The following is a 26,561-nucleotide window of genomic DNA, read 5'->3' as shown; positions in this document are numbered from 1 at the left end:
ACTCAACCCATTTTTATTTTAAAGACGAGTAACGCTAAAGCCTTTATCTCGAAGCTGTTTAAGTAACCCGTGTTTTTCAGGTAAATGCAGAGCGCCTACAGCAATAAATAGCTGCTCGTTTGCTAAACGCGGTGTGAGTTGTTTAACCCAATTATTATTGCGGTTAGTTAGCATTACTTGCTCGCTAATTTCACCGTAATTACTGTCATCAAAACTCATGTTGTAGTAATCGGTTAGTGTGTCCATGTCACCGCTTTTCCATGCATTAACTAACTTGATAAAGTAAGTATTAATATCGGCTAGTTGCTCAAAGGTTTCTTCAATCATTTCATTGCTTAATAGCGCCATACCATCAAACATTTGTAGTTGTTGCTCTAGGGTTTCAAGCTCACCAATTTTTATTTTATGTTCTTTAGCGTAAGCAAGTACTTGCTTGTCTATGCCGGTTTTATCTGAATATCCTGCATTTTGAAATTCAATTTGCATCATAGTCACCATAACAGCCCAAGGCTTTAAGCCATTAAACATAGCAATATCAATCGACTTTTTAGCAAAGTAATCTTTTAGCTTGGTATAATTTTGCTTTGAAAGCTCAGTTTGTAATGTTTTACCGTCACTTAGCATCATAAATGGCATTGAACGCTGCTGCATTTCAAGTGGAGTAAGTTTGCTTATATCAACTTCAACAATCACTTCTTTGCTTGCACTAATTGCATCGGTTACATTGTTAGGTAAGCCTTTCATGCTGGCATCACCAACGTGTACAGTGCCAAATAAGTAAGAGCTAACGCCATTTTTTTCTATTTTATATAAGGCAGGAGCTGCATAACTGTTAAAGCTAAATGTTATAAGTAATGCCACAATAAAAAAGTGGCTAACACGGGTAAGAGCATTCATGGTTTGTCCTTAAAATCTAGAAGGTTAGTAGTGTAAATACTAACCTAAATTTACTTCAGAGGTAACGTTAATATAAACGTTAGCGTATTGTTTTCGGTATTACTGGCCGTAATAGTAAAGCCATTTAAGTTACATAAGCTCTGTACAATTGATAATCCTAAACCATGGCGCTGGTTATTAGTTCTAGATGAATCTAGCTGATAGAGCGGGTCAAAAATAGCAGTGAGCTGTTCACTACTTAGTGGTTTATTTATTTTGTTACTAACAGAGATAGTCATGTTTGTGCTGTTATTTACGGCAGTTAATTTAATTGGTGCCTCAGGGAGTCCATAAAATAGTGCGTTATCGATTAAGTTACATAAAATGGTATTTAAACTAAATTCGTCAGCATTAAGTGTAATCTCGTCACTTATTTCGTTATTTAAACGCGTTTTAATACTTGGATGCTTAAAGGTCAGCTCATCAATAATTTGATTTACTAAGTTATTTAGCATGATATTTTGTGCATCCAATTGCATAGCACTACTACTTGAGCGCTGCAATAATAAGAGGTTGCTAACAATCGTTTTCATACGCTGTGAAATATTAAGCACATCACTGGTATAGGTGTCGCTAATGCGTTTATCGTCAGGGTAGCGAATAGCCACCTCTGAGAGGCTTATGAGTTCAGCTATTGGGGTTTTAAGCTCGTGTGCAATGTCGCTTGTTAGGCGTTTTTCATTACTATAGAGTTGCTGATTAACGGTAATAAACTTATTTAGCTCGTTACGTATAGGTTCTATTTCTTCTACTTTAAAGTCGCTTTCTATTGTTTGCGCAACACCGGTAATATCGAGTAACTTAATTTGGTCGTTTAAATTGTGTAGAGGGTGCAGGCCTTTATTTACAATACGTGTCACTAAATAGCGCACACCAAACACACCAAGTACACAGGTTAAAATAAAGACCACATCAATAATAATCAGTACTTTATTAAGCTCAGAGGTGGGCGCTGCAATTGCAAGCGTCATGGTATTAAAAACAGCAGAGTGAGTGGGGTTTCTATCATCTTTTTGGGCTACAAAGTGACTTATAAGTGCGCGACCATCACGCCCGTTAGGAAGCTCGTAATCTATAATTTTAGATTCGTTTATCGGCATTTCTAAAAAAGGCAGGTTAGCATTTTCATAAAGCGCTAATGAGTCCGAGCGCTCAAACACATCACGGCCATGCCATAATTGGTAAAACTCCGTGGCATCGGCTGCTTCATATTCCGACATAAACTCACCAGCAAAATCAAATTCAACCACGTTGTTGTCATCTTCAACTAAGGTTTTTAAGTAGTTAGCTTTATTAGTTAAAGACTGATTGAACTGATCTTCCACCCAAGTATCAACACTTAAATCAACGGTTAAAAATATGGTGAACAAAATAACTGAGATCACAGCGCTAATATTATTAACGAGTTTACGTTTTATTGAGTGATTTTTATTTTGTTGTTGCGACATAACCAAATCCACGTTTATTTTTTATCGGGAGCTCGCCATCAAACTGTCTTACTTTTTTACGTATAGTTGAGATGTGTGCTTCAAGCGCATTTTTAGAGAGCATATCAAACTGACCTACCACCGCTTCACTTATAAGTTCAAGCCCCAATACTCGCTCTGGGGCGTTAAATAAGCATTCTATTATTTTGTATTCATTACGCGTGAGCTCAATAGCATGTTGCTTGTAGTGAAGAGTTTTAAGGGAGAGATCTAATACGCAATCACCTACGGTTAGGGTATTTTGTTGGTTTTGCAGTGAACCACGACGAAGTAATGCAAGGACACGAGCATGGAGTTCTTCAAACGAAAATGGCTTAGTTAAATAATCGTCAGCGCCTTTCATAAGGCCGTTAATTTTATCTTGAGGCTCACTTCGTGCCGATAAAATTAGCACACGGCTTTGGCTATTACTGCTGCGCAGTGCTTGTAAAATACTCATGCCATCAACGCTCGGTAGCATTAAATCAAGTACGAGGAGGTCGTAGTTTCCACTCAGTGCCATACTCAACCCTTCTGAGCCATCACCAGTTTCATCTACGGTAAAACCAAGGTTGCTAAGGCCAACTTGCAAGCTGCGTCTTAGTGCTTCAGAGTCTTCAATAACGAGGATTTTCATGTTTACTCGGTTTATAAAAATAGCCTTGTTACTTTAACAAGGCTTTATTATCAAGTCACTTGGTTAATGATACCAACCATTTGTGTAGGCTAAATTACCCAAGTTCGCGTGGGCTAGGGCTTTTCTAACTAGTTGCTCATCATTTTCACATGGTACAAGCTGGTTATTGCTATACGTATAGGTGGTTGCTGGTTTTTGTGGTTGTAACACCACCACTTTATTATCGTGCATGTAGGCAAAGTTTTTGTCGTATTGCATCATTGCGCGTTGTTTGTTGTCGCTAATTGGCTTTGATAAATCATGACCTATCATTGGGTGCTTACCACTTGCGCCAATTAAAGACAGTAGAGTAACAGGAATATCGAGCTGGCTGGCTAGTTGGCTATCTCGTTTATGGGTAATACCTTTTCCAAAAATAACGGCCGGAATTTTAAAGTGATCCACCGGTACTAAATTTGAACCCGATACGCGCGAGTCGTGATCGGCAATAACTATAAATACAGTATCATCCCAGTAGCTCGATTTTTTAGCTTTTTCGATAAAGGTGCCTAGTGCGTAATCGGCATACTTGGCAGCATTATTACGGGTTTGTTTTTGTTTATCGTACAGCGTTATTTTATCGTCAGGAAAGTCATACGGGCTATGATTAGAGCTTGAAAATATAAGGCTAAAAAAGGGTTTTTTTTGATTTTTAAGCTTAGTAAGTTCTATGTCGGCCTGGTCGTACAAGTCTTCGTCTGATGCGCCCCACGAGCCATTAAAGTCTATTTTTTTAAAGTTATTTGTATCTACGATACTTTTAAAACCGTTGCCTAAAAAGAAGCTGCGCATGTTATCAAAATGGCTTTCGCCACCATAAATAAACTGCGTGTTGTAATTTTGCTTCGCTAAAAAATCAGCAATGGTAAAAAAGTCACGTTGTGATTTATCAAGCTTAACAACTGCACGCGAAGGCGTTGGTGTAAATCCTGTAATTACCGCCTCAATTCCACGTACTGAACGTGTACCCGTGGCGTATAAATTATCAAACCCCCAGCCTTGTTTATAAAGGGCGTCTATATTAGGTGTAAGCGGTAAACCGCCAAGCGTGCCTACATAACGAGCACCTAAACTTTCTTGTAAAATAATGACTAGATTTTTGGGTTTACTAGTATTACTTGCGCCATGAAACGTTTTTGTAGGGGCGGTTACATCACTAAATGTGCCTTGCGTGTTTTGCATGTTACTGCGCACAATACTAAGCAATTCATCGGTGGGCATTTTACCGTAATAGTCTTGGCTTGATTGCTCATTAGAAAGTTGCTTAACTGCAAATGCGACGCTATAAAGGGAGTTAAGGGTTAAGTCGTTAAGTAAGTGATCAGTAGAAAACGAGACCATGGCGGGGTTAAGTGGTCTGTGCCCTAATGAGTTGCGGGCGCCCAAAATAGTTAAGCATACTAAAACAAGCGCTAAAATTGATTGATTTAAACCTGTTAGTGATGACTTGCTTTGCCATTGATTGCTAAATACTTTACTTGCAAATTTACAGCTTAAAACAAGTGCTATAACAACAATAAATACTTCTAACTTATAGCCTGAAAAAATCATTTTTGAGACTTCTTTAGGGTAAATTAAATATTCTATAAATAAGCGGTTTGGGCGTAAATCGTACTCGTTTATAAACGTAGGCGTAATCACTTCAAAAAAAACAAGTAAAGCAGACATCGTCACTAAATAAATTTTAATGAGGCCGCGTACTTTATTTTGCCAACCTACGCTTTGCATCAGTAAAGTAAGTAGTAATGTGGGCATAATAATGTAGCTTAGAGTGGCTAAATCAACTCTTAACCCACCTATAAATATAGACAACCACGCATGCGATCCAAATACACGCTCCCCTTGCCATACACTTAATCCAAAGCGAGCAAGTGTTAAAAAGCTCAGTGCCAAAACAGTAAATACAACAAAAACCCATACAGGGCCAAGTGCATTTTGTATTTTAGGTATAAAAGTTAGCTTTATGCCCATAACACAGCCCACCAAATAAGAGCGGCAATTAGCATAGCTATAAACACGCTTGCAGAGGCTATATCTTTAGCTAGCCCCGAAAGCTCATGGTATTCACTGCCAATTCTATCAACTACAACCTCAACTGCCGTATTTACCAGCTCAGCAAACAATACAAAAAGCAGGCTGGCTATAAGCAGTAATTTATCCCTTAGTGCAATTTCTTGTAGCCATACAAACACACCCAATAATGAAAACAGTGCTAGCTCTTGTTGAAACGCCGCTTCAAATCGACTCATCCATTTTAAGCCGTTAAAAGAATGGCTTAAGGTAAAAATAAGGCGCATTAAGCCTTGGCGTTTTATGACGGTTTTATTACTCATAGTTTTATTTCGCTTGGTGTTGTTTGGCAGCTAGCAAGTAAATCAAGCGATGCCTGATACGTTTTGCTCTTAATGCCAATTAAATTTAAAAGGGTGTGAAAAATATTGTTGTGTGAGCGCGCAGCGCGGGTGTCTAAATTAGCTAAACAGGTATTAGTAATGCGCTGGTTATGCTCATCAGCCCACATATAAAGAGGAACGTGCGTTTGTGTGCTAGGTGCAAAGCTATACGGAAAACCATGTAAATAAGCCCCGGCTTCGCCAAGTGATTCACCATGATCAGAGACATATAAAAACTGCTTATCTATATTGTTTGGCAGCGCTTTTAATTGCTCAATTACCTGGGCGTTAACAAAGTCGCTGTACGCAATTGTGTTGTCGTAGGTATTAACTAATTCATCGAGTGAACAGTTTTGAATGTCGCTTCTGTCGCACGTGGGCGTAAATCGCTTAAATTTTTCTGGGTAGCGTTTAAAGTAGGTTGGTCCGTGTGAGCCCATCATGTGTAGGACGATAACGGTATTAGCTTGGTTTAAATTAGCGAGTTTGCGCTTAAGTGGAGCAAGAAGTGCTTCATCAAAACAATATTTTCCATCGCAAAGCGCTGATGGGGTGGTTGGGATATCAATGTTAACAACACGGGTGCATACGTTTTTACAGCCGCTGTTGTTATCAACCCACAGTACGTCGCTGCCAGCTTGTTGTGCTAAGTCAACCAGGTTTTGTTGGTTGTCGGCTGCTAATCGATCAAAGTTATCTTGTGTTTGCAGTGAAAACATACACGGCACAGACACTGCAGTAGCTGTGCCACAAGACGCCACATTATTAAAATACGTCACATTATACTTTTGTGTATAAGGGTTGGTGTTGCGCTTATAACCTTGATAAGCAAAGTTTTCTGCTCGTGCGGTTTCGCCAACAACCATAACTGTTACGCTGGTGGTGTTAGGCGCAATTAAGGTAGGTGTTGCATCTATATCTTTAAACTCCATATTGGTATACAGCAGCTGATCGCGCATATATTTATAACCGCTAGAGAGATACTGAAATGGGATGAGTTCTTTTTTCAAGATGCGGTTATTGCGGCCAGTGGCTGCGTAGTCGGCGTAAAAGTTTACGACCACTAAAGCAATTAGTGAGCAGCACGCTACAATAAGTTTTATACGACTAATTGCTTCTTGGTGAGGGCGGGTAAAGTGTATTTTTACTTTGCTTAATATAAAAACAGGTAGCGCACAAAACAGTAGTAGAAAGGCTATGAGCTGCGGATTTAAATAGCTCAACGCTTCACTTGAGTCTGTTTCAAACGTGTTTTGAATCATCGAATAGTCAAACACGACGCCGTAATTTAATGAGCCGTAAAGTACGGCACTCGAAATTATCAGTAAAAGGTAGTTAATTGGTTTTAGTAACCACCTGACCGACACTATTGAAAAGAAAATAATTAAAAGGCATAACAAAAGCAGTGGCACTGAAAGTAAAAATAGCCATGAAAAAGATGCAAGGGAGGTGATGGCGCTAAACGAACCTTGAATAAAAGGAATGTTTATAACTAAACAGTAATAACAGGCAATTATCACTACAAAGGCATTTGCACTACAGTGAATGTAAAACCGCTTACTACGATTTGGCTTTTTTTGTGCTGGTGTTTGACTAATTACGTTCATATTTAGGCTCGTTTAAAATAACAACGCCATGCTATGCAACAACACTTAAGAGTCGCTTAAGAGAACCTACGCATTACCTGAAGGTGATAAATAATTTTATTTATAAAAATATTCTCAAAAATTAATCAAACCTTAAATAAGGGATATAAGAATAGTGAATTTCTGAGATTAAAATTAGAGCATAAAAAAACCACTACCAGCTTGTATAATGAATTTTAAAACCTGATAAATTGCCTTTTAGTCTTTTTGTTAGATTAACTTTGGTGTTGACTTAAAGGGCCTAGCGCGGTACTAATATAAAAAGAGAGCGAAGGAATAACCTTCGCGATAATTGAACAAAATTTGGTATTAATTACATGCTTACAAACGCACTTAACCTAGTCCTGATTATTATCGTGGTGATTATTCCCGCGAGGGCTTCGTAGTGCTTTAAAAACTTAAGCATTAAAAAAGCCCTCCGCACTTAACCGTTCGGAGGGCTTTTTAGTTTTAAGGGCAAAGTTTTTAGCGTAAAAATGTAATTGGGTTGTCACTGAGGAATGAGGGTTTATTAATGACAGGCGCAGAACTAACAATCGACTTATTGGCCAAACACGGCGTAAATGAAGTATTTGGCTACCCAGGCGGAGCTATTATGCCAATTTACGATGCGCTGTATGGCGCGCCAGTCAAACACTACCTAACTCGCCATGAGCAAGGTGCAGGGTTTGCAGCAGTTGGTTATGCTCGCAGCACACGTAAATTAGGCGTATGTTTTGCAACATCGGGCCCAGGTGCAACTAATTTAATAACCGCTCTTGCTGATGCGATGATGGACTCAGTACCATTATTGGCGATCACTGGCCAAGTGCCTACTGCAGCTATTGGTTCAGATGCGTTTCAAGAAATAGATGTACTAGGTATGTCGCTTTCGTGTACTAAGCACAGCTACATGGTAGAACGAGCTGAAGACTTAGCAGAGATATTACAAGAAGCGATTCATTTAGCGCAAAGCGGCCGACCAGGCCCTGTACTTGTCGATATCCCAAAAGATATTCAAATGGCGCAAGTCCCTTTTAAACCTTGGCTAGCAGCTGATGAATACTTACCAGAGTTAGATTTAAAGCAAGTTGCTATTGCTAATCAATTGTTGAGTGAGGCTAAACAGCCTGTAGCGTATGTAGGTGGTGGTGTACAAGCCGCTGATGCGCAAGACGAGCTAATGCAATTTTTAAATAAAACGCAGATGCCAGCTGTATCAACACTTAAAGCGTTGGGTAGTGTGTTACCAGATTACGAACATTACTTAGGTATGTTGGGTATGCATGGTGGTCAAGCTGCTAATATCGCAGTACAAGAATGTGATGTACTTGTATGTATAGGGGCGCGCTTTGATGACCGTGTAACAGGTAACTTAGCTAAATTTGCAGCTAAAGCTAAAGTAATCCATTTAGATATCGATGCTGCTGAAGTCGGTAAGCGAAAACCTGCTAAAGCTTCATTAATTGCTGATTTAAAAACGTCGCTACCCGCACTTGAGTGCTTTGTAACCCCTAAAGCGTGGTGTGACACAAATAAAGAAATGAATATTAAGCATGCGTGGCGTTACGACTACCCAGGTGAGAAGGTTTTTGCACCGTACTTATTAAACCAACTAAGCCAACGCATGCCAAATACAGGGGTTGTGTGCTGCGATGTGGGTCAGCATCAAATGTGGGTAGCACAACACATGAAGTTTACTCACCCGAGTAATCATTTAAGTAGTGGTGGTGCAGGCACAATGGGCTTTGGTTTACCTGCGGCTATTGGCGCGCAAGTAGCACGCCCTGATGACTTTGTTATCACTGTATCGGGCGATGGCTCAATAATGATGAATATTCAAGAATTGGCCACGATTCGCCGTAATAATTTACCTGTAAAAATATTAATTTTAGATAACCAGCGCTTGGGTATGGTTCGCCAATGGCAGGAACTGTTTTTTGAAGGACGTTACTCTGAAACTAACCTGTCGGATAACCCAGACTTTGTGCAACTAGCTGCTGTATTTGGTATTCCAGGGCAAACGATTACCCACGCGAGCCAAGTTGATGATGCTATTACAGCATTAATTAACAGCAAAGGCCCGTACATAGTACATGCCTGTATTGATGATAAAGAAAATGTTTGGCCACTTGTACCACCTGGGGCTGCTAACGACGAAATGATGACGGAGAAAGCAAAATGAAACACAGCCTAACTATTGCATTAAAAAGCCAAAGTATAGCGGTAGAGCGCTTTTTACGAGTGGTGCGTCATCGTGGTTTTAACCTAACGCATTTTCAGCTCAATATGGATGATGGCTTATACAACGTAGCCATGACGGTAGATAGTGATAAACCTATTCATCTATTAACCAGCCAGCTAAACAAGCTGGTGGATGTAAAAGAAGTCACTTTACAAAATTTACAGCACCAACAGGCTGTGTAATTACGAATTACAAAATAATTTACGAGTAACTGAGTCACTCGGTTATTCACCAATTTTAGAATGAGGAATGCCCGCTTATATTGCGGCAAAAACTGAGGTAACTATGGCTAAATTAAGAAGTGCAACAACAACTGAAGGACGTAAACGTGCAGGCGCAAGAGCATTATGGCGCGCAACAGGTATGACAGACTCTGATTTTGGTAAACCGATTATTGCCGTAGTTAACTCGTTTACACAATTTGTACCTGGGCATGTACACCTTAATCAGCTTAGTGAGCTTATGGGTGAGACGATAACCCAAGCCGGTGGCGTTCCTAAAGAATTTAATACCATTGCGATTGATGATGGTATTGCGATGGGACACGGCGGTATGCTTTATTCGCTGCCGTCACGCGATTTAATTGCTGACTCGGTTGAATACATGGTAAATGGTCACTGCGCCGATGCGATGATTTGTATTTCAAACTGCGACAAAATCACTCCTGGGATGATGCTTGCAGCGCTACGTTTAAACATACCGGTAATATTTGTATCGGGCGGCCCAATGGAAGCGGGTAAAACTAAACTTGCTAACATCGACATTAAACTTGATTTAGTCGATGCCATGGTTAAAGGCGCAGATGAATCGGTAAGTGATGCAGATTCAGAACAAGTAGAGCGCTCTGCGTGTCCAACATGTGGTTCGTGTTCAGGCATGTTTACTGCAAACTCAATGAACTGTTTGTTAGAGGCAATAGGTTTAGCACTTCCGGGTAACGGCACGACGCTTGCGACTCATAAAGACCGTAAACAACTTTATGTTGAAGCGGGGGCTCGTATTGTTGATTTATGTCGTGAGTATTACCAAAAAGATAATCAAGATGTATTGCCACGTGCTATTGCTAACAAAACAGCCTTTATGAATGCAATGGTTGTTGATATTGCAATGGGTGGCTCGTCAAATACGGTATTGCATTTACTTGCTGCAGCGCAAGAAGCGGGCGTTGATTTTGATATGTCGCACATTGATGCGCTTTCTCGTAAAACACCGTTTTTATGTAAAGTGGCACCAGCAACACCAGAGTATCATATTGAAGATGTACATCGTGCTGGTGGCATGATGGCAGTTGTACGCGAGCTTGGTAAAGCGGGCTTAGTTGATATGTCGGTTAATCATGTCGCTGGGTCAACTATGGCCGAGCTTGTTAAAAAATGGGATGCAACAGATCCTACTAACGAAGCGGCGCGCAAATTTTACCGTGCGGGTCCTGCGGGCATTCGTACAACTAAAGCAATGAGCCAAGAGTGTCGTTGGGACGAGGGCGATAATGACCGTGTGAATGGGTGTATTCGAAGCGTTGAACACGCTTTTCGCCAAGACGGTGGTTTAGCTGTGCTTTCGGGTAATCTAGCTGTTGATGGTTGTGTTGTAAAAAGTGCTGGCGTAGTTGATGAAATGCTACATTTTGAAGGCACCGCCATTGTATACGAATCACAAGATGATTCAGTAGAAGGGATTTTAAATAACGAAGTAAAAGCCGGTGATGTTGTTGTTATTCGTTATGAAGGGCCTAGAGGCGGGCCAGGTATGCAAGAAATGCTATACCCAACTAGCTACTTAAAATCAAAAGGCCTAGCTGAAAAATGTGCACTTATTACTGATGGTCGCTTTTCGGGTGGTACTTCGGGTTTATCAATTGGTCATGTGTCACCAGAGGCAGCAAGTGGTGGTGCAATTGCTTATGTTGAAAATGGCGACAAAATCATTATTGATATCGCAACCCGTGAAATTACGTTAGCGTTAAGTGATGAAGAGCTTGAAGCACGTAAACAAAAACAATTAGCACGCGGAAAACTGGCGTACAAACCAGTTGATCGTGAGCGCTATGTATCGTCTGCTTTAAAGGCTTATGCATTACTTGCAACAAGTGCTGATAAAGGCGCAGTGCGTGACTTAGCTAAATTGGAGGCGCTTAGTTAATTATGGTCTCTCAAGAGCTCGATTATTTTCGCGCTATTATTCAAGCAAACATGGAGCCTTTGGCTAAAGTTACCGAGGTCAGCGAAATGGCTGAGCTTGGTGCTAAATTAGGTAACCATGTTTGGTTAAAGCGTGAAGACCAACAGCCCGTGTATTCATTTAAATTACGCGGTGCGTATAACAAATTAAATAAATTACCTAAAGGCTCAGTGGTGATTACTGCTTCTGCGGGTAATCATGCTCAAGGGGTTGCACTAAGTGCTTTTCACTTAGGGCATCAAGCTACAATTGTAATGCCAGTAACAACGCCTGAAATAAAAGTAAGCGCGGTACGCGCGCTTGGCGGTGAAGTTGTGCTACATGGGCATCATTTTGATGCCGCAAAAGCACATGCGCTTGAGCTTACAGAGCAACGAAACGGTATATTTGTTCCACCATTTGATGACCCTGACGTCATTGTTGGTCAAGGTACTGTGGCGCGCGAGTTAATGCAGCAATTAAACGAGCTTGATGCTGTGTTTATTCCTGTTGGCGGCGGTGGCTTACTTGCTGGTATGGCGGTTTATATTAAATCGCTGCGTCCAGATATAAAAGTAATTGGCGTAGAAGCCGATGAAAGTGCATGTTTACAAGCGGCACTTAAAGCCGGTAAACCGGTAGAGCTTGATCGCGTTGGCAGTTTTGCCGATGGCGTAGCGGTTAAAATTATTGGCACTGAAACATTTCGCTTAGCGCAAAAGTTTTGTGATGAAGTTATAACCGTTACCAGCGACGAAATATGTGCTGCCATGCAGGATATTTTTGTATCTACCCGTGCAATTGCAGAGCCTTCAGGTGCACTTGCAACGGCAGGGCTTAAAAAGTGGAGCCAACAGTCAGGGTTAAAAGGGTTACATTTAGCGGCTGTGCTTTCGGGTGCTAATTTAAACTTTGATCGCCTGCGTTATGTAGCAGAGCGCACTGCGCTGGGTGAAAAAAACGAAGCGTTATTAGCGGTTACTATTAAAGAAGAAAAAGGCAGTTTTAAACAGTTTTGTGCTTCTTTAGGTGGCCGTGCTATTACTGAGTTTAACTACCGTTATGCAGGACCTGGTGAAGCACAAATATTTGTAGGTATTGCCCTGCGCCAAGGCGAGCAAGAGCTTAATGAGCTAAAGCAAGACTTAACAAATAATGATTACCAATTTTGCGACCTGTCGGATAACGAACTCGCTAAATTACATGTGCGCTATATGGTTGGCGGAAAAGCACCAGAGCAATTACATGAGCGCTTACTTCGCTTTGAATTTCCTGAATATCCAGGTGCGCTTGCACGCTTTTTAGATACTTTAGGTAGTAATTGGAACATTACCTTATTTCATTATCGTAATCACGGTGGTTCGATGGGGAATGTACTGGCAGGTTTTGCTATTGAGCCAAGTCAGTATGAGATGTTTAACGAGCACTTAAACCGTTTAGGTTACAGTGTACAAGATGAAACACAAAATCCGTGCTTTAGCCAATTTTTAACATCAAAGCCGCAAGCAGAAAAAGCCGAAAAACTCGCCTCAGTATAGTCCTTCTTTAAAGGCAGGCACCTAACTAGGGTGCTTGCTTTATCGCAAATTTTACATATAGTTACAGGTAATCGTCATACTTTTTGAGGGCACTTGGTTGCTATTAAAAGGATTAATTTTTGTATTGTGTTTTTTTTGTAGTCACATAGTGGCGCAAGAATCAGTTACATTACAGCTAAAATGGACGCATCAGTTTCAGTTTGCCGGTTATTATATGGCAGAGCAAAAAGGCTTTTATAATGAAGCAGGCCTTGATGTAACTATAAAACCAGCTAATCCAATGATGCCTGATACTTTTGGTCCTGTTGCCAATGGAGAAGCACAGTTTGGTGTCGGACATTCAGGTATTTTACAGCAACGTATTAATGGACAACCTCTTGTTGCTATGGCTGCCTTATTACAGTTTTCACCTTACTGCTGGATGGTTAAAGACACGTCTGATATTTTTCATCCACGTGACTTTGTTAATAAACGTATCACTGCGGTGAGCAAAAATGATGGCACCGAACTACTTATTATGCTTAAACGCAGTGGCGTTGATGTCGGTAAACTCAAACTTTACGATGGCGAAAATCCAGATCAGGCTTGGATTGAAAACAAGCTAGATGCTATGCAAGTGTATGTTACTAACCAGCCGTACTACATGACTCAGCAAGGCGTATCTCACCGGCTTATATGCCCACAGCGTTATGGTATGGATGTATATGGAGATATTTTATTTACCAGCGAAAGTATGCTTAAAAAAAATCCGCAAACGGTGGAAAAGTTTTATCAAGCAAGCCTAAAAGGCTGGCGCTATGCAATGATGAATATGGATGAAGCTATTGCGGTAACCCAGCAAAGATATGCACCGAGTAAAAGTTTTCATCAGCTCGCTTTTGAGGCCGAAGTACTAAGGGATTATATAACGCCACCCACGACCAGTTTAGGGCATATGTCGATAGCAAAATGGCGTTTAATTGCTGATCTATATGCAATTGAGCAAAATGAATTTGATGAGGTGAAAGCGAATTTTATATATAAATATCAAGAACCCGAAAAAGTGCAGTTATCGTGGATGTTAATTGCTGCGATGATTATTAGTATTGTTTCTATTCCTCTGTATTTACGTTTAATATTCAGCAAAAAATAACCACTTAATGAGAGTTCATCGAGCTGGTATAATTAATTGTCTTTTTTATACTTTAAGCAGTTATGACTTTAGCGGAACAATTTTTTGCACTTGATTCATTACTCATGCGTAATCGTCATTATTGGCAGTGCACTGCGTTTGATTTTGACGCGATTCCTTGGGGAGATCTGCAAGACACACTCAATAATCTAACGGATGATCAAGTAATCGCACTTGATAATGATCAAGATAAACTATATCAATTTTTTAGCAATCATATAAACCAACTTGATGAGCTCGCTAATTTATGCGAATTACCTAGCACCGCACACGCGAAAGTTGATTATCCTTTTTGGCTGAGTAACGGCATTAAAGGCCGTAAATTTGAGCAGTTAAAAGATTTTGTATCTGCACTACCTAATACTAAGCAACCAGTTTTAGAATGGTGCGCCGGTAAAGGGCACTTAGGGCGAATGCTTGCGTTTAATGGCGCAAGTAATGTGCATAGTATTGAACTGCAACAAAGCTTATGCGAGCAAGGACAAAAAAGTGTACAGCAACAAGGCTTGGTAATGCACTTTAGCCAAGCAAATGTATTAAAAGACGATATCACTCAATTTTTTAATACAGATATGCATGCTGTAGCACTTCACGCATGTGGAGGTTTACACCAAACATTTATGCGCCAAGCAAGTTTAGCAAAAGTACAACAAATTAGTTTTTCACCTTGTTGTTATCATTTATTTACGGCTAATGAATACCTTGCAATGAGTGAGGTTGCAAAACAAAGTGGACTAAACCTAACACACCGCGATTTAAAGCTCGCTTTACAAGAAACTGTTACTGCGCCTTCTCGTTTAGAAAAAGTGCGCAAAACAGAACTAGAATGGCGACTCGGTTTTGATGCACTAAGAAAGTCGATTACTGGCGAACAACACTACGTAAGTGTTCCTTCGGTTAATAAAGCTATATTCTCAGATTCGTTTAAATCATTTTGCGGATGGGCAGCAGAAAAAAAGACACTAAACATACCTCAAGATACTGATTACAATAAATATTTATCTATTGGGCAGGCTCGAAAAAAAATAACTGATCGCGTTGAACTGGTTCGACATGTGTTCAGAAGGGCAATTGAGGTTTGGCTTGTGCTCGATCGTGCTTTATATTTGCAACAGCAAGGCTATCAAGTAAGCGTTAAAACGTTTTGTGAAAAGCAGTTAACGCCTCGCAATATTTTGATTCTTGCTAATATCCACTAAATTTCCGCCCTCGACTTAATAAGAGATGCAATGAGAAAGTTAAAAAATTTATTCGATAACAATAAACGTTGGGCTGCTCGTACAAGTGAAGCAGATCCTGAGTTTTTTAAAATTTTATCTATGCAACAAAATCCTGAATATTTATGGATTGGTTGCTCAGACTCTCGTGTACCTGCTAATCAAATAGTTGATTTACTACCAGGCGAATTATTTGTACATCGTAACGTTGCTAACGTGGTTGTACATACCGATCATAACTGTTTATCGGTTATGCAGTACGCTGTAGAGGTTTTAAAAGTAAAACATATCATGGTTGTGGGGCATTACGGTTGTGGTGGCGTACAAGCCGTTTTAAGCAATGCAAAGTTTGGCTTTATTGACAACTGGCTACGCCATGTAGGGGATGTAAAAGAAAAGCACCTTGAACAACTTGACGCAATGCCAGAAAGCGAACGATTAAGCCGCCTTATTGAGCTAAATGTAATAGAGCAAGTACGTAATGTATGCCGTACTAATATAGTGCAAGATGCGTGGGAGCGTGGCCAAGAGCTAAGCGTTCATGGTTGGGTGTATGGTTTAGAAAACGGGCATCTTCATGATCTAGAATCTGTAGTGACGTGCGCGAGCGAAGAAACGCAAAGCTATAAAAGAGCAGTACAACACGTACTTAATAAAGTGGGTGAGAGTAAATAAATTCATGACTAAAACGGCGGTATTAATTGGTGCTACAGGTTTGGTCGGTAATGAGTTGATCCATAAGCTACTTAATAGCGAGCATTATACCAAAGTGGTTACGTTGAGCCGTCGGGCTTTGCCTATTTTACACGCAAAGCTAGTTAATCATGTTATTGATTTTGAAAAATTAACTCAATACGTTGAGCTGTTTAAAGGTGACGTATTGTTTTCGTGTTTGGGCACCACCCGTAAGCAAGCTGGATCGATACAAGCTCAGCGTAAAGTTGATTTTGATTATCAGTTTATAGCGGCGCAGTTAGCGGCATGTAATGGCGTTACGCATTATTGTTTAGTGTCATCAAGCGGGGCGAACACGCACAGCAATAGCCCTTATTTAAAAATGAAGGGTGAGCTTGAGCAGCATATAAAAGCACTCGCTTTTGATAAAGTAAGCATTTTTCAACCGTCTTTATTGTTAGGTGATCGTGAGCAATTTAGAGTGGCAGAAAAAATAGGCAGTATTATTTTTCCTGTTATTACACGACTTCCATTTTTAAAGCGTTACAAACCAATAACTGGCGAGCAAGTTGCGCAAAAAATGCTGAGTGTGAGTTTAGCGCAGCAGGCTAAGTTGTCTTATTATGTACTTGATGAGTTGTTTGAATAAACTTAGTAAAACGCAAAAGGCAGCCTAAGCTGCCTTTGTAATTATTCAGTATCAGTCTCAGTGCTAAGTTGTTGCTCAAGCAATGCAACTTTAGCTTCAAGTTCGGTTAACTTTTCGCGAGTACGAATAAGTACTTGGCTTTGCACATCAAATTCTTCACGGCTCACAAAGTCCATCTCAGCAAGCTTGTTTTGTAAAACTTGCTTTGTTTTACCTTCGAGTGTGTCTGCTAGGTTTTTTACACCTTGTGGCATATTGCTAGTAATTTGCTTAGCAATTTCTTCAAGTTTTGCTGGGTTGATCATATTTGTCCCTTCGGCATTGCCTAAATGATAATAACTAATATTACCTTATACCCACGGTATTTAACACATGATCATCTTTACCTTAATTAATTAAAGCAATTGCTATGCTCGCAGTAATGGTTACGTTAAAATTGCGCGTCTTTTAAATTTCTTTGGTCGTTATGAAACTCAATCCTAAACAAGATGAAGCCGTAAAATATATTAGTGGTCCATGCTTAGTACTCGCAGGCGCAGGCTCTGGTAAAACCCGTGTTATTACGAATAAAATCGCTTATTTAGTGAAAAAATGTGAGTACAAAGCGCGAAATATAGCCGCCGTTACTTTTACCAATAAAGCAGCTAAAGAAATGCGTGAGCGAGTACTGCAAACGCTCGGTAAGCAAGATGCTAAAGGTTTATGGGTATCAACGTTTCATACACTCGGTTTAGAAATAATAAAAAAAGAATTAAGCACATTGGGGTTTAAACCTGGCTTTTCGTTATTTGATGATCAAGATACTAATCAGCTTCTTAGTGAGCTCACCGAAGACGAACTAAAAAAAGACAAAGACCTACTCAAACTACTTAAAATGGAAATTGGTAGTTGGAAAAACGAATTAGTACTGCCAGAGCAAGCAATACGTGAAGCGCGCGATGCGCAAAAAGCCTTGTTTGCACAGCTTTATGCTCGCTATCAAAATCAGCTACGTGCATATAACGCACTGGATTTTGATGATTTAATTATGATCCCTACTTTGTTACTCACTAATAATGCCACTTCGCGTGAGCGTTGGCAGCAACGCTTTAAATATTTGTTGGTGGATGAGTATCAAGATACCAACACGAGCCAATATCAACTTGTTAAATTGCTAGTAGGCGAGCGTGCCCGTTTTACCGTGGTAGGTGATGACGACCAATCAATTTATTCTTGGCGTGGTGCACGTCCGCAAAACTTAGTGTTATTAGGTAAAGACTACCCAGGGCTTAGGCTAATAAAGCTTGAGCAAAATTATCGAAGTGCAGGGCGAATACTAAAAGCGGCTAACATTTTAATTGCCAATAACCCTCACGATATAGAGAAAAAGCTATTTAGTGAGCTAGGTTACGGTGAACCGATAAAAGTAATAGGGTGTCGCGATGAAGAGCATGAATCTGAGCGCGTAGTTGCTGAAATAATCTCGCATAAGTTTATGAAGCGCACAAGCTATAAAGACTACGCTATTTTGTATCGTGGTAATCATCAAGCGCGTGGCTTTGAAAAATCACTAATGAGTAACCGTATCCCTTATAAAATTAGTGGCGGTATGTCGTTTTTTGCTCGCTCAGAAATTAAAGATATTATGGCGTATTTACGTTTGCTAGTTAATCAAGATGATGACAATGCATTTTTACGTATCGTAAATACACCACGACGTGAAATAGGTACGGTTACCCTTGAAAAGCTTGGCACATTAGCTAACGAAAAACATGCGAGCTTGTTTGCTACTTGCTTTGATAACGATTTAGGCTACAGACTAAAAGGGCGTGGCTTTAATGCGCTTGCTGGATTTGCTCGTTGGGTTGTTGAGCTATCTGATAACGCGGTACGAAGCGACACGCTTGAAGCAGTTAAAGACTTGGTGCGTAATATTAACTACGAGGCGTATTTGTACGAGTCGTCCCCTAGCGCAAAAGCCGCTGAAATGCGCATGAAAAATGTATCCGAGCTATATCGCTGGATCACCGATATGTTGACCGGTGATGCCGATAACGAACCAATGACATTGGCTGAGGTTGTTAGTAAGCTAACCCTTCGCGATATGCTTGAGCGTAACGAAGAAGAAGATGAAACTGATGCAGTGCACTTATCAACACTACATGCATCAAAGGGCTTAGAGTACCCATACGTATTTATGGTGGGTATGGAAGAGGGCTTACTTCCGCATCAGGTCAGTATTGATGAGGACAACGTAGATGAAGAGCGCCGCTTAGCTTATGTTGGTATTACTCGCGCACAGCAGGAGTTAACACTTACTTATGCAAAAATTCGTCGTCAATTTGGTGAAACCTCACAAACTGAGTTAAGCCGATTTGTACAAGAGTTACCGCAGGACGATCTCGCGTTCGAAAACAAAAAGGCGCCAAATACGCAAGCAGAGCGCATGGAAAAAGGCCAAGCAAGAGTCGCTAATTTACGGGCTATGTTTAATAAAAAACCTGAGTAATTAACTACTATAAAGGGTAATTTCTTAGCTGAGCTGTGATTGCGTTGTGCTTGTTGGAGATTGCTCAGCGCAAACAAGAGAATGTTGTTTACCGACAAAAAAAGCTAAACCGTGTTTATCTAATAATGTTCTAAAGTTGAGTATTGATGGGCCCTTGGCTATTACCTTTATTGTTTTAAGTTTAGTTATTGCTAATACGCCTTGTAACTGAAAATCATAGCTTTCCTGCTGTAGAATACGCTTGCTAAATGTTGAACTTAGTAATAAATAGTCGAAGTTAACGTCGGTTAATAAATTAAGTTCACATCTATCTCTAGCAAAATTGTTTAATCCAATGGAGTAGCCAAGCTGGGGAAGTTTTTTTAGATTTTCGAGTTGTGTAGCACATGCATGGCGAATTTCTTGCTCATCAAATAATAGACAAAGCTGGCTTTGGCCAATTTGTTTGCTCAGTACTTCGGTGAATAAAGTAAATTCATGAGGCTCTAATAACAGGCAAGAGCAGGGCACAAGTGCCATACTTACATTAGCTTCAAGCGCTTGTGCATAAGCTCGTTGTAGTAGCTGTAATTCTACCTCAAGATGCTGTTCTTTGTCGGATGCAAACTTTTTCAAAATATCAAAGCTAGTAAAACCAAGTATTGGGTGTTCACCAAATGCTTCAAATAATGATTCAGATTGATGTTGCTCATCTAAGGTAATAATTTCTGAGCTTCTAAAGCTCATTGGTAATGCATCTAAATGATGCAATATATGTAATTCTTGCTGTGATACTGATTGTGACAAGAGTGGATGAAATAACTCGTAGCGATTTCGGCCCGAATTTTTTGCATAATACATAGCTGCATCAGCATCGCGAATAATTTCGTCTGTGTGTGTATAGTCGTGCTTTGAGTAGGTTATTCCTATACTCGCGCCGCTTTGAAGAGAGGTACCTTTTAAACTAAATGGTTTCTTCATTAAATCAATAATACGATTTGCAACGTCTTCCGCTTGCTGTGGCTCGGTTAAATGCGTTAATAAAATAACAAATTCATCCCCGCCTAAGCGAGCAAGTAAATCGTGCTCGCGTATGCACTGAGAAAATAGCTCTGCGACACTAATTAAAAATTGATCACCGGCATGATGTCCTAACTGGTCGTTTATATCTTTAAATTTGTCTAAATCTATAAATAACACAGCAAAATGATGTTCAGGAAAGCGTTGAAAATGTTGTAGCGTTTTTTCTAGTTGTGTTAAAAATAAACTACGATTAGGCAAACTAGTGAGAGAGTCATGATGTGCATCATGATAAAGCTGCTGTTCTATTTTTTTTCGCTCTTCCATTTGCATTTGTAAATGTAAATTAGTTTGACGTAACTCTTTCGTTTTTTCGCTCACCCGAAACTCTAGCTCTTGGTGGCTTTTTTTTATTGCTTGGTTAGCTAGTTTGGTTTGCAATACAGCTGCAATTTGATGCGATACAAAGGTGATAAGTTCGCAATCATCTTGGTTAAAAATATGTTTGTTGTAATAGGCTTGGCAAACAATTAAACCCATAACTCCTTGCGAGGTCTTTAGTGGAGCACCCAACCAACTGGTGGCCATTTGCTCTTTTTTTACTGGTTTAGCTCGTTGTACTACGCCTTTCTCTATTAATTTTTTTGCTCTGCACGGATGTATAAGTTGTGTTTCTTCGGTGCTTATAACTAGCTCACTATAGCCTTTAGCAAAGCGTCTTGGTTGCGTATTATCTTTAAATTCATCAACACAATAAGGAAAGCTGATCCAGCCAGATTCTTTATCATAAAGTGCAATATATAAATTTTCTGCATAGGTAATTGTTTTTATTATTTCATGTATTTTAACGTAAGCATCGTTAAGGTTTTTAGCTTGAGTCGCTAATTCTGAAATTTTAAATAGAATTTGTTGACGTTGAAGTGCGCGTTTTCGTTGCTCTATTTCTAGGTTTAATGCGTCATTACTCTGAGTGAGTGCACGGGTACGAATTTTAACTTCTGATTCTAATAGCTCTCGTTTTTTAACACGCTCTATTGCTGTTGCTAAGTAAAGTGACATAACCTCAAGCAATTGTATTTGCTGGTCACTGTAACCTTTTCGAGTATCGTAACTTTGTGCAGCGAGCACACCAATGATATTTCTTTCCTGATAAACAGGTACGCCAACCCAATGCTCGGCGGGGGTGCCTAATGCTTTAAATAAACCTTTTGCAGCTGCGTCTTGCATTTGCTGCTTAGTAAAACAGGTTGTTTTGCCTTGTTTAAATACATAGCCAGTCGCGCCTTCATCAAAGCTGTTTGTTTGGTTGAGTGCAACTGCAATTCCATCTTTTTCATCTGAAAAGTAAGAAAGCTCTAATGATTGTGTGTCTTGGTTCGATAAAACGACATAAAAACTTTTACTAGGCACATATTTTTGTAAAATGTCATGGATAGCGGGATATAACAGAGTTAACTCAGCAACAGTACTAGCTTGCTCTGATAGTTGGATCAGCGCATTTTGTAGGTGATGGGATTGTTTGTACTTTTCGAGTAGCACTTTAAGGCGCTTGTTTTGATACGCTAACTTACTCGATGCTGAGAGTTTATCTTCCAATGACGTTAACCGACTATTATTATTGTATAGTTATTAGCCTTATAATTTCATTTTTAGCGGCGATCGTCAAGTGGATATTACCCTAATTAAGGCGCTAAAAGCGTTAAAAAGGTATTAAAAAAGGCTTACCCATAGGTAAACCTTTTTTATTTTACAAATACTTATTTAGATGTCATAAAATCGATTGCAGCGCTTATCTCATCATCAGAACAATCCATACAAGTGCCTTTTGGCGGCATTGCATTAAAACCATTAATTGCATGCCCAAGTAAAGTGTCTTTACCTTTAGCTATGCGTGGAGCCCAATCGTCAGCTGACTTTGGCGCGCCTAGTGCACCAGTGCCATGACATGCAAAACATGCACCCTGATATACTTGCTCACCAGAACGTGGGCCTGTAGGTACTGCAGCAACAGCTGCTTTATCACCTTCAAGATACACAGCACCAACCGGCGCGAGACGTTTTTTAATTGCATCTTCAGTCATAGAGTTATCATATGGCTGTGCGTATGCGGTGGTTGCTAGCAATAATAATGCAGCAGCTGTTAATTTTTTCATTTTGCCTTGCTCACTTCGATTTGAACGTGATCAATCACGATATAGATGACGGAAATTAAACCGATTATAACTCTCTGAGCCAATTTATAAAATGCTAAGAGACGTTTTTATTAATAAAACTGACTACTTTTTGCGTTAACGCAATAAAATTTAATTATTTATTGTTTTTGTTGAGCAATTTAATAAGCGTAATCAGTCATATAATTAACTTCTTAGATCTTAAGATCAAAATTAATTCATTGTTAATACGCTAGTAACTAGTTTTGCGATCCCCGCATCCGCATCAAGAATCGATTGTGCCAACATGTAAGCAGGAGTGGTAACTAGCTTATTTGCTTCATCGATCACTACATCATCCACTGCGCAGTTAATATGTTTGGCGCCTAATGTGCTTAGTGCTTGTGCTGTATCTACATCGTTACCAATAGTGAGTTGGGCATTATCGTAAATAAATGGGATCAAAGCGGGTGCAATACACATATACCCAGCAGGTTTTTTTGCTTTAGCAAATGCTTTACAAGTATTAAGTACGTCCTGATTGATATTTGCTTTTGTGCCCTTAATTGCAAAGTCGCATAAGTTTTTAGCCGCACCAAAACCACCAGGTACAATTAACGCATCAAATTGAGCTACATCTAGGTCAATCAGGGATTTTATGTCGCCCCGTGCAATACGAGCAGCTTCTGTTAATACATTGCGTTTATCAGGCATAACATCGCCTGTTAAGTGGTTAATGGTATGAAGTTGCTCAATATCAGGTGCAAAACATTGATAAGCCCCGCCATTTTTGGCTATGTGTAATAGCGTTAAAACTACTTCATTAATTTCACTGCCATCGTATACGCCACTTCCTGCTAATATTACAGCTACTTTTTTCATGCTTTTATATTCCTTAATTAAATTTATTAAGCTTATAGTTTGAAGTTTAACATGTACTAAATTGTCTATTTAAATTAATTTCAGTGTGAAAATTGTACGCTAGGTAAGTTGTAATGCGGTATATATCTTTTGGTGATTATAGCTAATGAAAAAAAGTATAAAGGATCGCTATGATCTTTGATCCATTATGCTAGAATACTCGTCCGGTTATTGGGTTGGATGACTATAATCGAAGTGAGTAACAGCGGATGTAGTCGTTAAAAAACCTTTTTCCACATTGGTCTAAAAGAATAAAAAAAGAACCTCGTATTATCTTTTTTAAATAAAAACATGTAGTTAAAGTATTTTCTAGGCATTGTATTATGCTTTGGAGGAATTTTTTGTGGCTGTTATCTACATACTTATCCACAGCTTGCTCAAGTTGAAATGAGACAATGATTGATAATTCACAGTCGTTTTATTTCCTACCTTATGGCATGCTTACAATCACCTTAATTTTTTGCATTTAGGATCCAAATTCACCATGGCTCAGATCCCCGAAAACCCACTTATTTTAGTTGATGGCTCGTCATATTTATTTCGTGCTTATCATTCTCCGCCGCATTTAACTAATTCTAAAGGTGAGGCTACGGGCGCTATTTACGGCGTGATCAACATGCTTAAAAGCTTGATCAGACAATATGATCCCTCACACATGGTGGTTATATTTGATGCAAAAGGCAAAACATTCCGTAACGACATGTATAGCGAGTATAAGGCAAATCGTCCGCCTATGCCGGATGACTTACGCACACAAATAGCACCAATACACAGTATTATCAAAGCGATGGGTTTTCCGCTAATTAGCATCGAAGGTGTTGAAGCCGATGATGTTATTGGCACATTTGCACGTATAGCATCAGAGCAAAAACGACATGTACTCGTCTCCACTGGTGATAAAGATATGGCGCAACTTGTAAATGAACACGTTACGCTCATAAACACGATGACCGACAGTATTTCAGATCCCCTTACTGTGGTTGAAAAGTTTGGTGTAGGTCCTGAACTTATTATTGATTACTTAGCATTAATGGGCGATAAGGTCGATAACATCCCTGGTGTTGAAGGTTGTGGGCCTAAAACGGCGGTTAAGTGGTTAGAAAAATATGGCTCGTTGCAAGGTGTAATGGATCACGCAAGTGAGATCAAGGGTAAAATAGGTGAAAAGTTAGCTGCAGCTCTCGATCATCTGCCTTTAAGCTACGAGCTTGCAACAATTAAGTGCGATGTTGAAGTCGAATCAGATCTTGATACGTTCAAACTACAAGAGCCAAATAAAGACGAATTAATTGCACTATATGGTGAGTGCGAATTCCGTCGTTGGTTAGCTGAGTTGCTAGATAACCCTAAAGATGCAGAAACACATCTAGCTGTACCTACCGAAGCCACTGAATTACCAAAAGTAGAAGATGCTCATTACGAAACTATTTTAACGCAAGCGCAATTTGATACGTTAATAGAGCAATTAAATAGTGCCGAGTTATTTGCATTTGATACAGAAACTACCAGCCTTGATTACATGAAAGCGCAATTAGTGGGTATGAGTTTTGCCGTAAAAGCGGGTGAAGCTGTGTATTTACCTCTAGCGCATGACTACCCAGGTGCGCCTGATCAACTAAGCCTTGAATTTGTAATGCAAAAGCTAGGTCCAATTTTGGCCGATGAAAACAAAGCTAAAGTAGGGCAAAACCTTAAATACGACAAAAGTGTATTAGCGAATGCAGGTTTTGCGCTAAATGGTATTAAGTTTGACACCATGCTTGAGTCATACGTATTTAATAGTGTGGGTACACGCCATGATATGGACTCGCTAGCACTTAAATATCTAGGCCATAAAAATATTAGCTTTGAAGATATTGCTGGCAAAGGTAAAAAGCAACTTACCTTCAACCAAATTGAACTTGAAAAAGCTGCGCCTTATGCTGCAGAAGATGCCGATATTACTTTGCGCCTACATGAAGTGCTTTGGCCAAAAATAGCGGCTGATGAAAAGCTAAAATCTGTATTCGAAGATATAGAAATGCCACTTGTTAGTGTGATTTCTGATATTGAACGAACCGGTGTAGCAATAGATAGCAATATGCTTGCAGCGCACAGCCAACGATTAGGCGAGCGTTTAATTGAACTTGAAAAAGAAGCATTTGAAATAGCAGGCGAACCATTTAATTTAAGCTCTCCTAAGCAACTACAAGTATTGTTGTTTGAAAAGCTTGGCCTGCCTATCATCAAAAAAACACCTAAAGGTGCACCTTCTACCGCAGAAGAAGTATTGCAAGAGCTTGCTCATGATTATCCACTACCTAAAGTAATTATAGAGCACCGTGGTTTATCAAAGCTTAAATCAACTTACACCGATAAATTACCATTAATGGTGAATGAGAAAACCCAGCGTGTACATACGTCTTATCATCAGGCAATTACTGCAACGGGGCGCTTGAGTTCAACCGATCCTAATTTACAAAATATTCCTATTCGTTCAGAAGAAGGGCGTCGAATTCGTGAAGCGTTTATAGCTGCAGATGGTTATAAAATTGTCGCTGCCGATTATAGTCAAATTGAGCTGCGCATTATGGCGCACCTTTCACAAGACAAAGGTTTATTAAATGCATTTGCTAACGGCTTAGATGTACACAGTGCAACTGCCGCTGAAGTATTTGGTGTAGAGCTTGATGATGTAACTACCGATATGCGCCGCAAGGCGAAAGCAGTAAACTTTGGCTTAATTTATGGTATGTCGGCATTTGGTTTAGCACGTCAACTAGATGTGCCACGCCATGAAGCGCAGCATTACATAGATAAATACTTTGAGCGTTTTCCAGGTGTATTAGAGTACATGGAAACAACACGCGAAAAAGCAGCTGAAAATGGCTATGTTGAAACAATATTTGGTCGCCGCCTACATTTACCAGAAATAAACGCACGTAATGGCGCGCGCAGGAAAGGAGCCGAACGTGCTGCTATAAACGCACCAATGCAAGGTACTGCCGCCGATATTATTAAAAAAGCAATGCTGAGTGTTAACCGTTGGGTACACGAACAGGCGCCAAATACGATTAAGCTACTAATGCAAGTACACGATGAATTAGTATTTGAAATTAAAACAGACTGCGCACCAGAATATACAAAACATATTTGTGAACTGATGTCGCAAGCTGCAGCGCTTGATGTGCCGCTTATTGTTGAAGCCGACGAAGGTGACAACTGGGAACAAGCTCATTAGTGCAATTTGAGCATTTTAATTAAAGCGCCTTT

Annotated in this window: 20 protein-coding genes; 10 read left to right on the top strand and 10 right to left on the bottom strand. The window is 39.8% G+C overall.

The window, feature by feature from the left end; genetic code table 11:
* Nucleotides 1-18: 18 nt before the first annotated feature.
* The 6 genes from LOS73_RS19710 to LOS73_RS19685 form a co-directional block, all read right to left on the bottom strand.
* Nucleotides 19-897 (bottom strand): TraB/GumN family protein, encoded by an 879-nt coding sequence (locus LOS73_RS19710; RefSeq protein ID WP_457934192.1) that lies wholly within the window; start codon nucleotides 895-897, stop codon nucleotides 19-21.
* A gap of 50 nt (nucleotides 898-947) precedes the next feature.
* A complete protein-coding gene (locus LOS73_RS19705) occupies nucleotides 948-2,384 on the bottom strand; it encodes a sensor histidine kinase (RefSeq protein WP_457934191.1) in 1,437 nt (478 codons plus the stop codon).
* On the bottom strand, nucleotides 2,365-3,039 hold the full coding sequence (locus LOS73_RS19700) for a response regulator transcription factor (RefSeq protein WP_007377292.1): 675 nt from the start codon (nucleotides 3,037-3,039) through the stop codon (nucleotides 2,365-2,367). Before LOS73_RS19700 ends, LOS73_RS19705 begins: the two co-directional genes overlap by 20 nt.
* Nucleotides 3,040-3,102: 63 nt before the next feature.
* The gene (locus tag LOS73_RS19695; protein ID WP_457934190.1) at nucleotides 3,103-5,049 is read right to left on the bottom strand and encodes an LTA synthase family protein; all 1,947 of its coding nucleotides are present in this window, start codon (nucleotides 5,047-5,049) and stop codon (nucleotides 3,103-3,105) included.
* Nucleotides 5,040-5,411, bottom strand: a complete 372-nt coding sequence (locus LOS73_RS19690) for a diacylglycerol kinase (protein WP_007582120.1) — start codon at nucleotides 5,409-5,411, stop codon at nucleotides 5,040-5,042. Before LOS73_RS19690 ends, LOS73_RS19695 begins: the two co-directional genes overlap by 10 nt.
* Nucleotides 5,408-7,078, bottom strand: a complete 1,671-nt coding sequence (locus LOS73_RS19685) for a phosphoethanolamine transferase (RefSeq protein WP_457934189.1) — start codon at nucleotides 7,076-7,078, stop codon at nucleotides 5,408-5,410. Before LOS73_RS19685 ends, LOS73_RS19690 begins: the two co-directional genes overlap by 4 nt.
* A gap of 553 nt (nucleotides 7,079-7,631) precedes the next feature.
* Here LOS73_RS19685 and ilvG point away from each other — a divergent pair.
* From ilvG to LOS73_RS19645, 8 genes are all read left to right on the top strand, one after another.
* Nucleotides 7,632-9,281 (top strand): acetolactate synthase 2 catalytic subunit, encoded by a 1,650-nt coding sequence (gene ilvG, locus LOS73_RS19680; RefSeq protein ID WP_457934188.1) that lies wholly within the window; start codon nucleotides 7,632-7,634, stop codon nucleotides 9,279-9,281.
* Entirely contained in the window at nucleotides 9,278-9,523 is a 246-nt protein-coding gene (gene ilvM / locus LOS73_RS19675) for an acetolactate synthase 2 small subunit (protein WP_010553831.1), read from the top strand. Before ilvG ends, ilvM begins: the two co-directional genes overlap by 4 nt.
* Nucleotides 9,524-9,626: 103 nt before the next feature.
* On the top strand, nucleotides 9,627-11,483 hold the full coding sequence (gene ilvD / locus LOS73_RS19670) for a dihydroxy-acid dehydratase (protein ID WP_033016146.1): 1,857 nt from the start codon (nucleotides 9,627-9,629) through the stop codon (nucleotides 11,481-11,483).
* A 2-nt stretch (nucleotides 11,484-11,485) separates the two neighbouring features.
* Nucleotides 11,486-13,039 (top strand): threonine ammonia-lyase, biosynthetic, encoded by a 1,554-nt coding sequence (gene ilvA / locus LOS73_RS19665; protein ID WP_457934187.1) that lies wholly within the window; start codon nucleotides 11,486-11,488, stop codon nucleotides 13,037-13,039.
* 97 nt (nucleotides 13,040-13,136) lie between these two features.
* On the top strand, nucleotides 13,137-14,171 hold the full coding sequence (locus LOS73_RS19660) for an ABC transporter substrate-binding protein (RefSeq protein WP_008137706.1): 1,035 nt from the start codon (nucleotides 13,137-13,139) through the stop codon (nucleotides 14,169-14,171).
* Between the two features lie 62 nt (nucleotides 14,172-14,233).
* Nucleotides 14,234-15,409, top strand: coding sequence for a methyltransferase (locus LOS73_RS19655; protein ID WP_008137704.1), 1,176 nt, complete (start codon nucleotides 14,234-14,236; stop codon nucleotides 15,407-15,409).
* Nucleotides 15,410-15,439: 30 nt separating this feature from the next.
* Nucleotides 15,440-16,102 carry a carbonate dehydratase gene (can, locus tag LOS73_RS19650; protein WP_007377282.1) on the top strand — a complete coding sequence of 221 codons (663 nt, stop codon included), beginning with the start codon at nucleotides 15,440-15,442 and terminating at the stop codon, nucleotides 16,100-16,102.
* Between the two features lie 4 nt (nucleotides 16,103-16,106).
* On the top strand, nucleotides 16,107-16,751 hold the full coding sequence (locus LOS73_RS19645) for an NAD(P)H-binding protein (protein WP_457934186.1): 645 nt from the start codon (nucleotides 16,107-16,109) through the stop codon (nucleotides 16,749-16,751).
* Between the two features lie 41 nt (nucleotides 16,752-16,792).
* Here LOS73_RS19645 and ubiK read toward each other — a convergent pair whose 3' ends face one another.
* On the bottom strand, nucleotides 16,793-17,056 hold the full coding sequence (ubiK, locus tag LOS73_RS19640) for a ubiquinone biosynthesis accessory factor UbiK (RefSeq protein WP_007377280.1): 264 nt from the start codon (nucleotides 17,054-17,056) through the stop codon (nucleotides 16,793-16,795).
* Nucleotides 17,057-17,217: 161 nt separating this feature from the next.
* Here ubiK and rep point away from each other — a divergent pair, with 161 nt between their 5' ends.
* Nucleotides 17,218-19,239 (top strand): DNA helicase Rep, encoded by a 2,022-nt coding sequence (gene rep / locus LOS73_RS19635; RefSeq protein ID WP_033028820.1) that lies wholly within the window; start codon nucleotides 17,218-17,220, stop codon nucleotides 19,237-19,239.
* Nucleotides 19,240-19,263: 24 nt separating this feature from the next.
* On the opposite strand, the gene LOS73_RS19630 is transcribed toward rep, so the two are convergent.
* The 3 genes from LOS73_RS19630 to elbB all read right to left on the bottom strand — a co-directional run bounded on the left by LOS73_RS19630 (nucleotide 19,264) and on the right by elbB (nucleotide 23,270).
* Nucleotides 19,264-21,834 (bottom strand): bifunctional diguanylate cyclase/phosphodiesterase, encoded by a 2,571-nt coding sequence (locus LOS73_RS19630; protein WP_008137697.1) that lies wholly within the window; start codon nucleotides 21,832-21,834, stop codon nucleotides 19,264-19,266.
* A gap of 161 nt (nucleotides 21,835-21,995) precedes the next feature.
* A complete protein-coding gene (locus tag LOS73_RS19625; RefSeq protein ID WP_007377277.1) occupies nucleotides 21,996-22,391 on the bottom strand; it encodes a c-type cytochrome in 396 nt (131 codons plus the stop codon).
* Between the two features lie 231 nt (nucleotides 22,392-22,622).
* Nucleotides 22,623-23,270 (bottom strand): isoprenoid biosynthesis glyoxalase ElbB, encoded by a 648-nt coding sequence (elbB, locus tag LOS73_RS19620; RefSeq protein WP_008137696.1) that lies wholly within the window; start codon nucleotides 23,268-23,270, stop codon nucleotides 22,623-22,625.
* Between the two features lie 523 nt (nucleotides 23,271-23,793).
* On the opposite strand from elbB, the gene polA reads away from it, so the two are divergent.
* Complete coding sequence (gene polA / locus LOS73_RS19615) at nucleotides 23,794-26,529, top strand: DNA polymerase I (RefSeq protein ID WP_096792345.1); 2,736 nt, start codon at nucleotides 23,794-23,796, stop codon at nucleotides 26,527-26,529.
* Nucleotides 26,530-26,561 lie beyond the last annotated feature (32 nt).

The sequence above is a fragment of the Pseudoalteromonas sp. SCSIO 43210 genome, from assembly GCF_054133285.1.
Note: the sequence above shows the minus strand (reverse complement) of the source record. Positions and strands in the feature narration are given on the sequence as shown.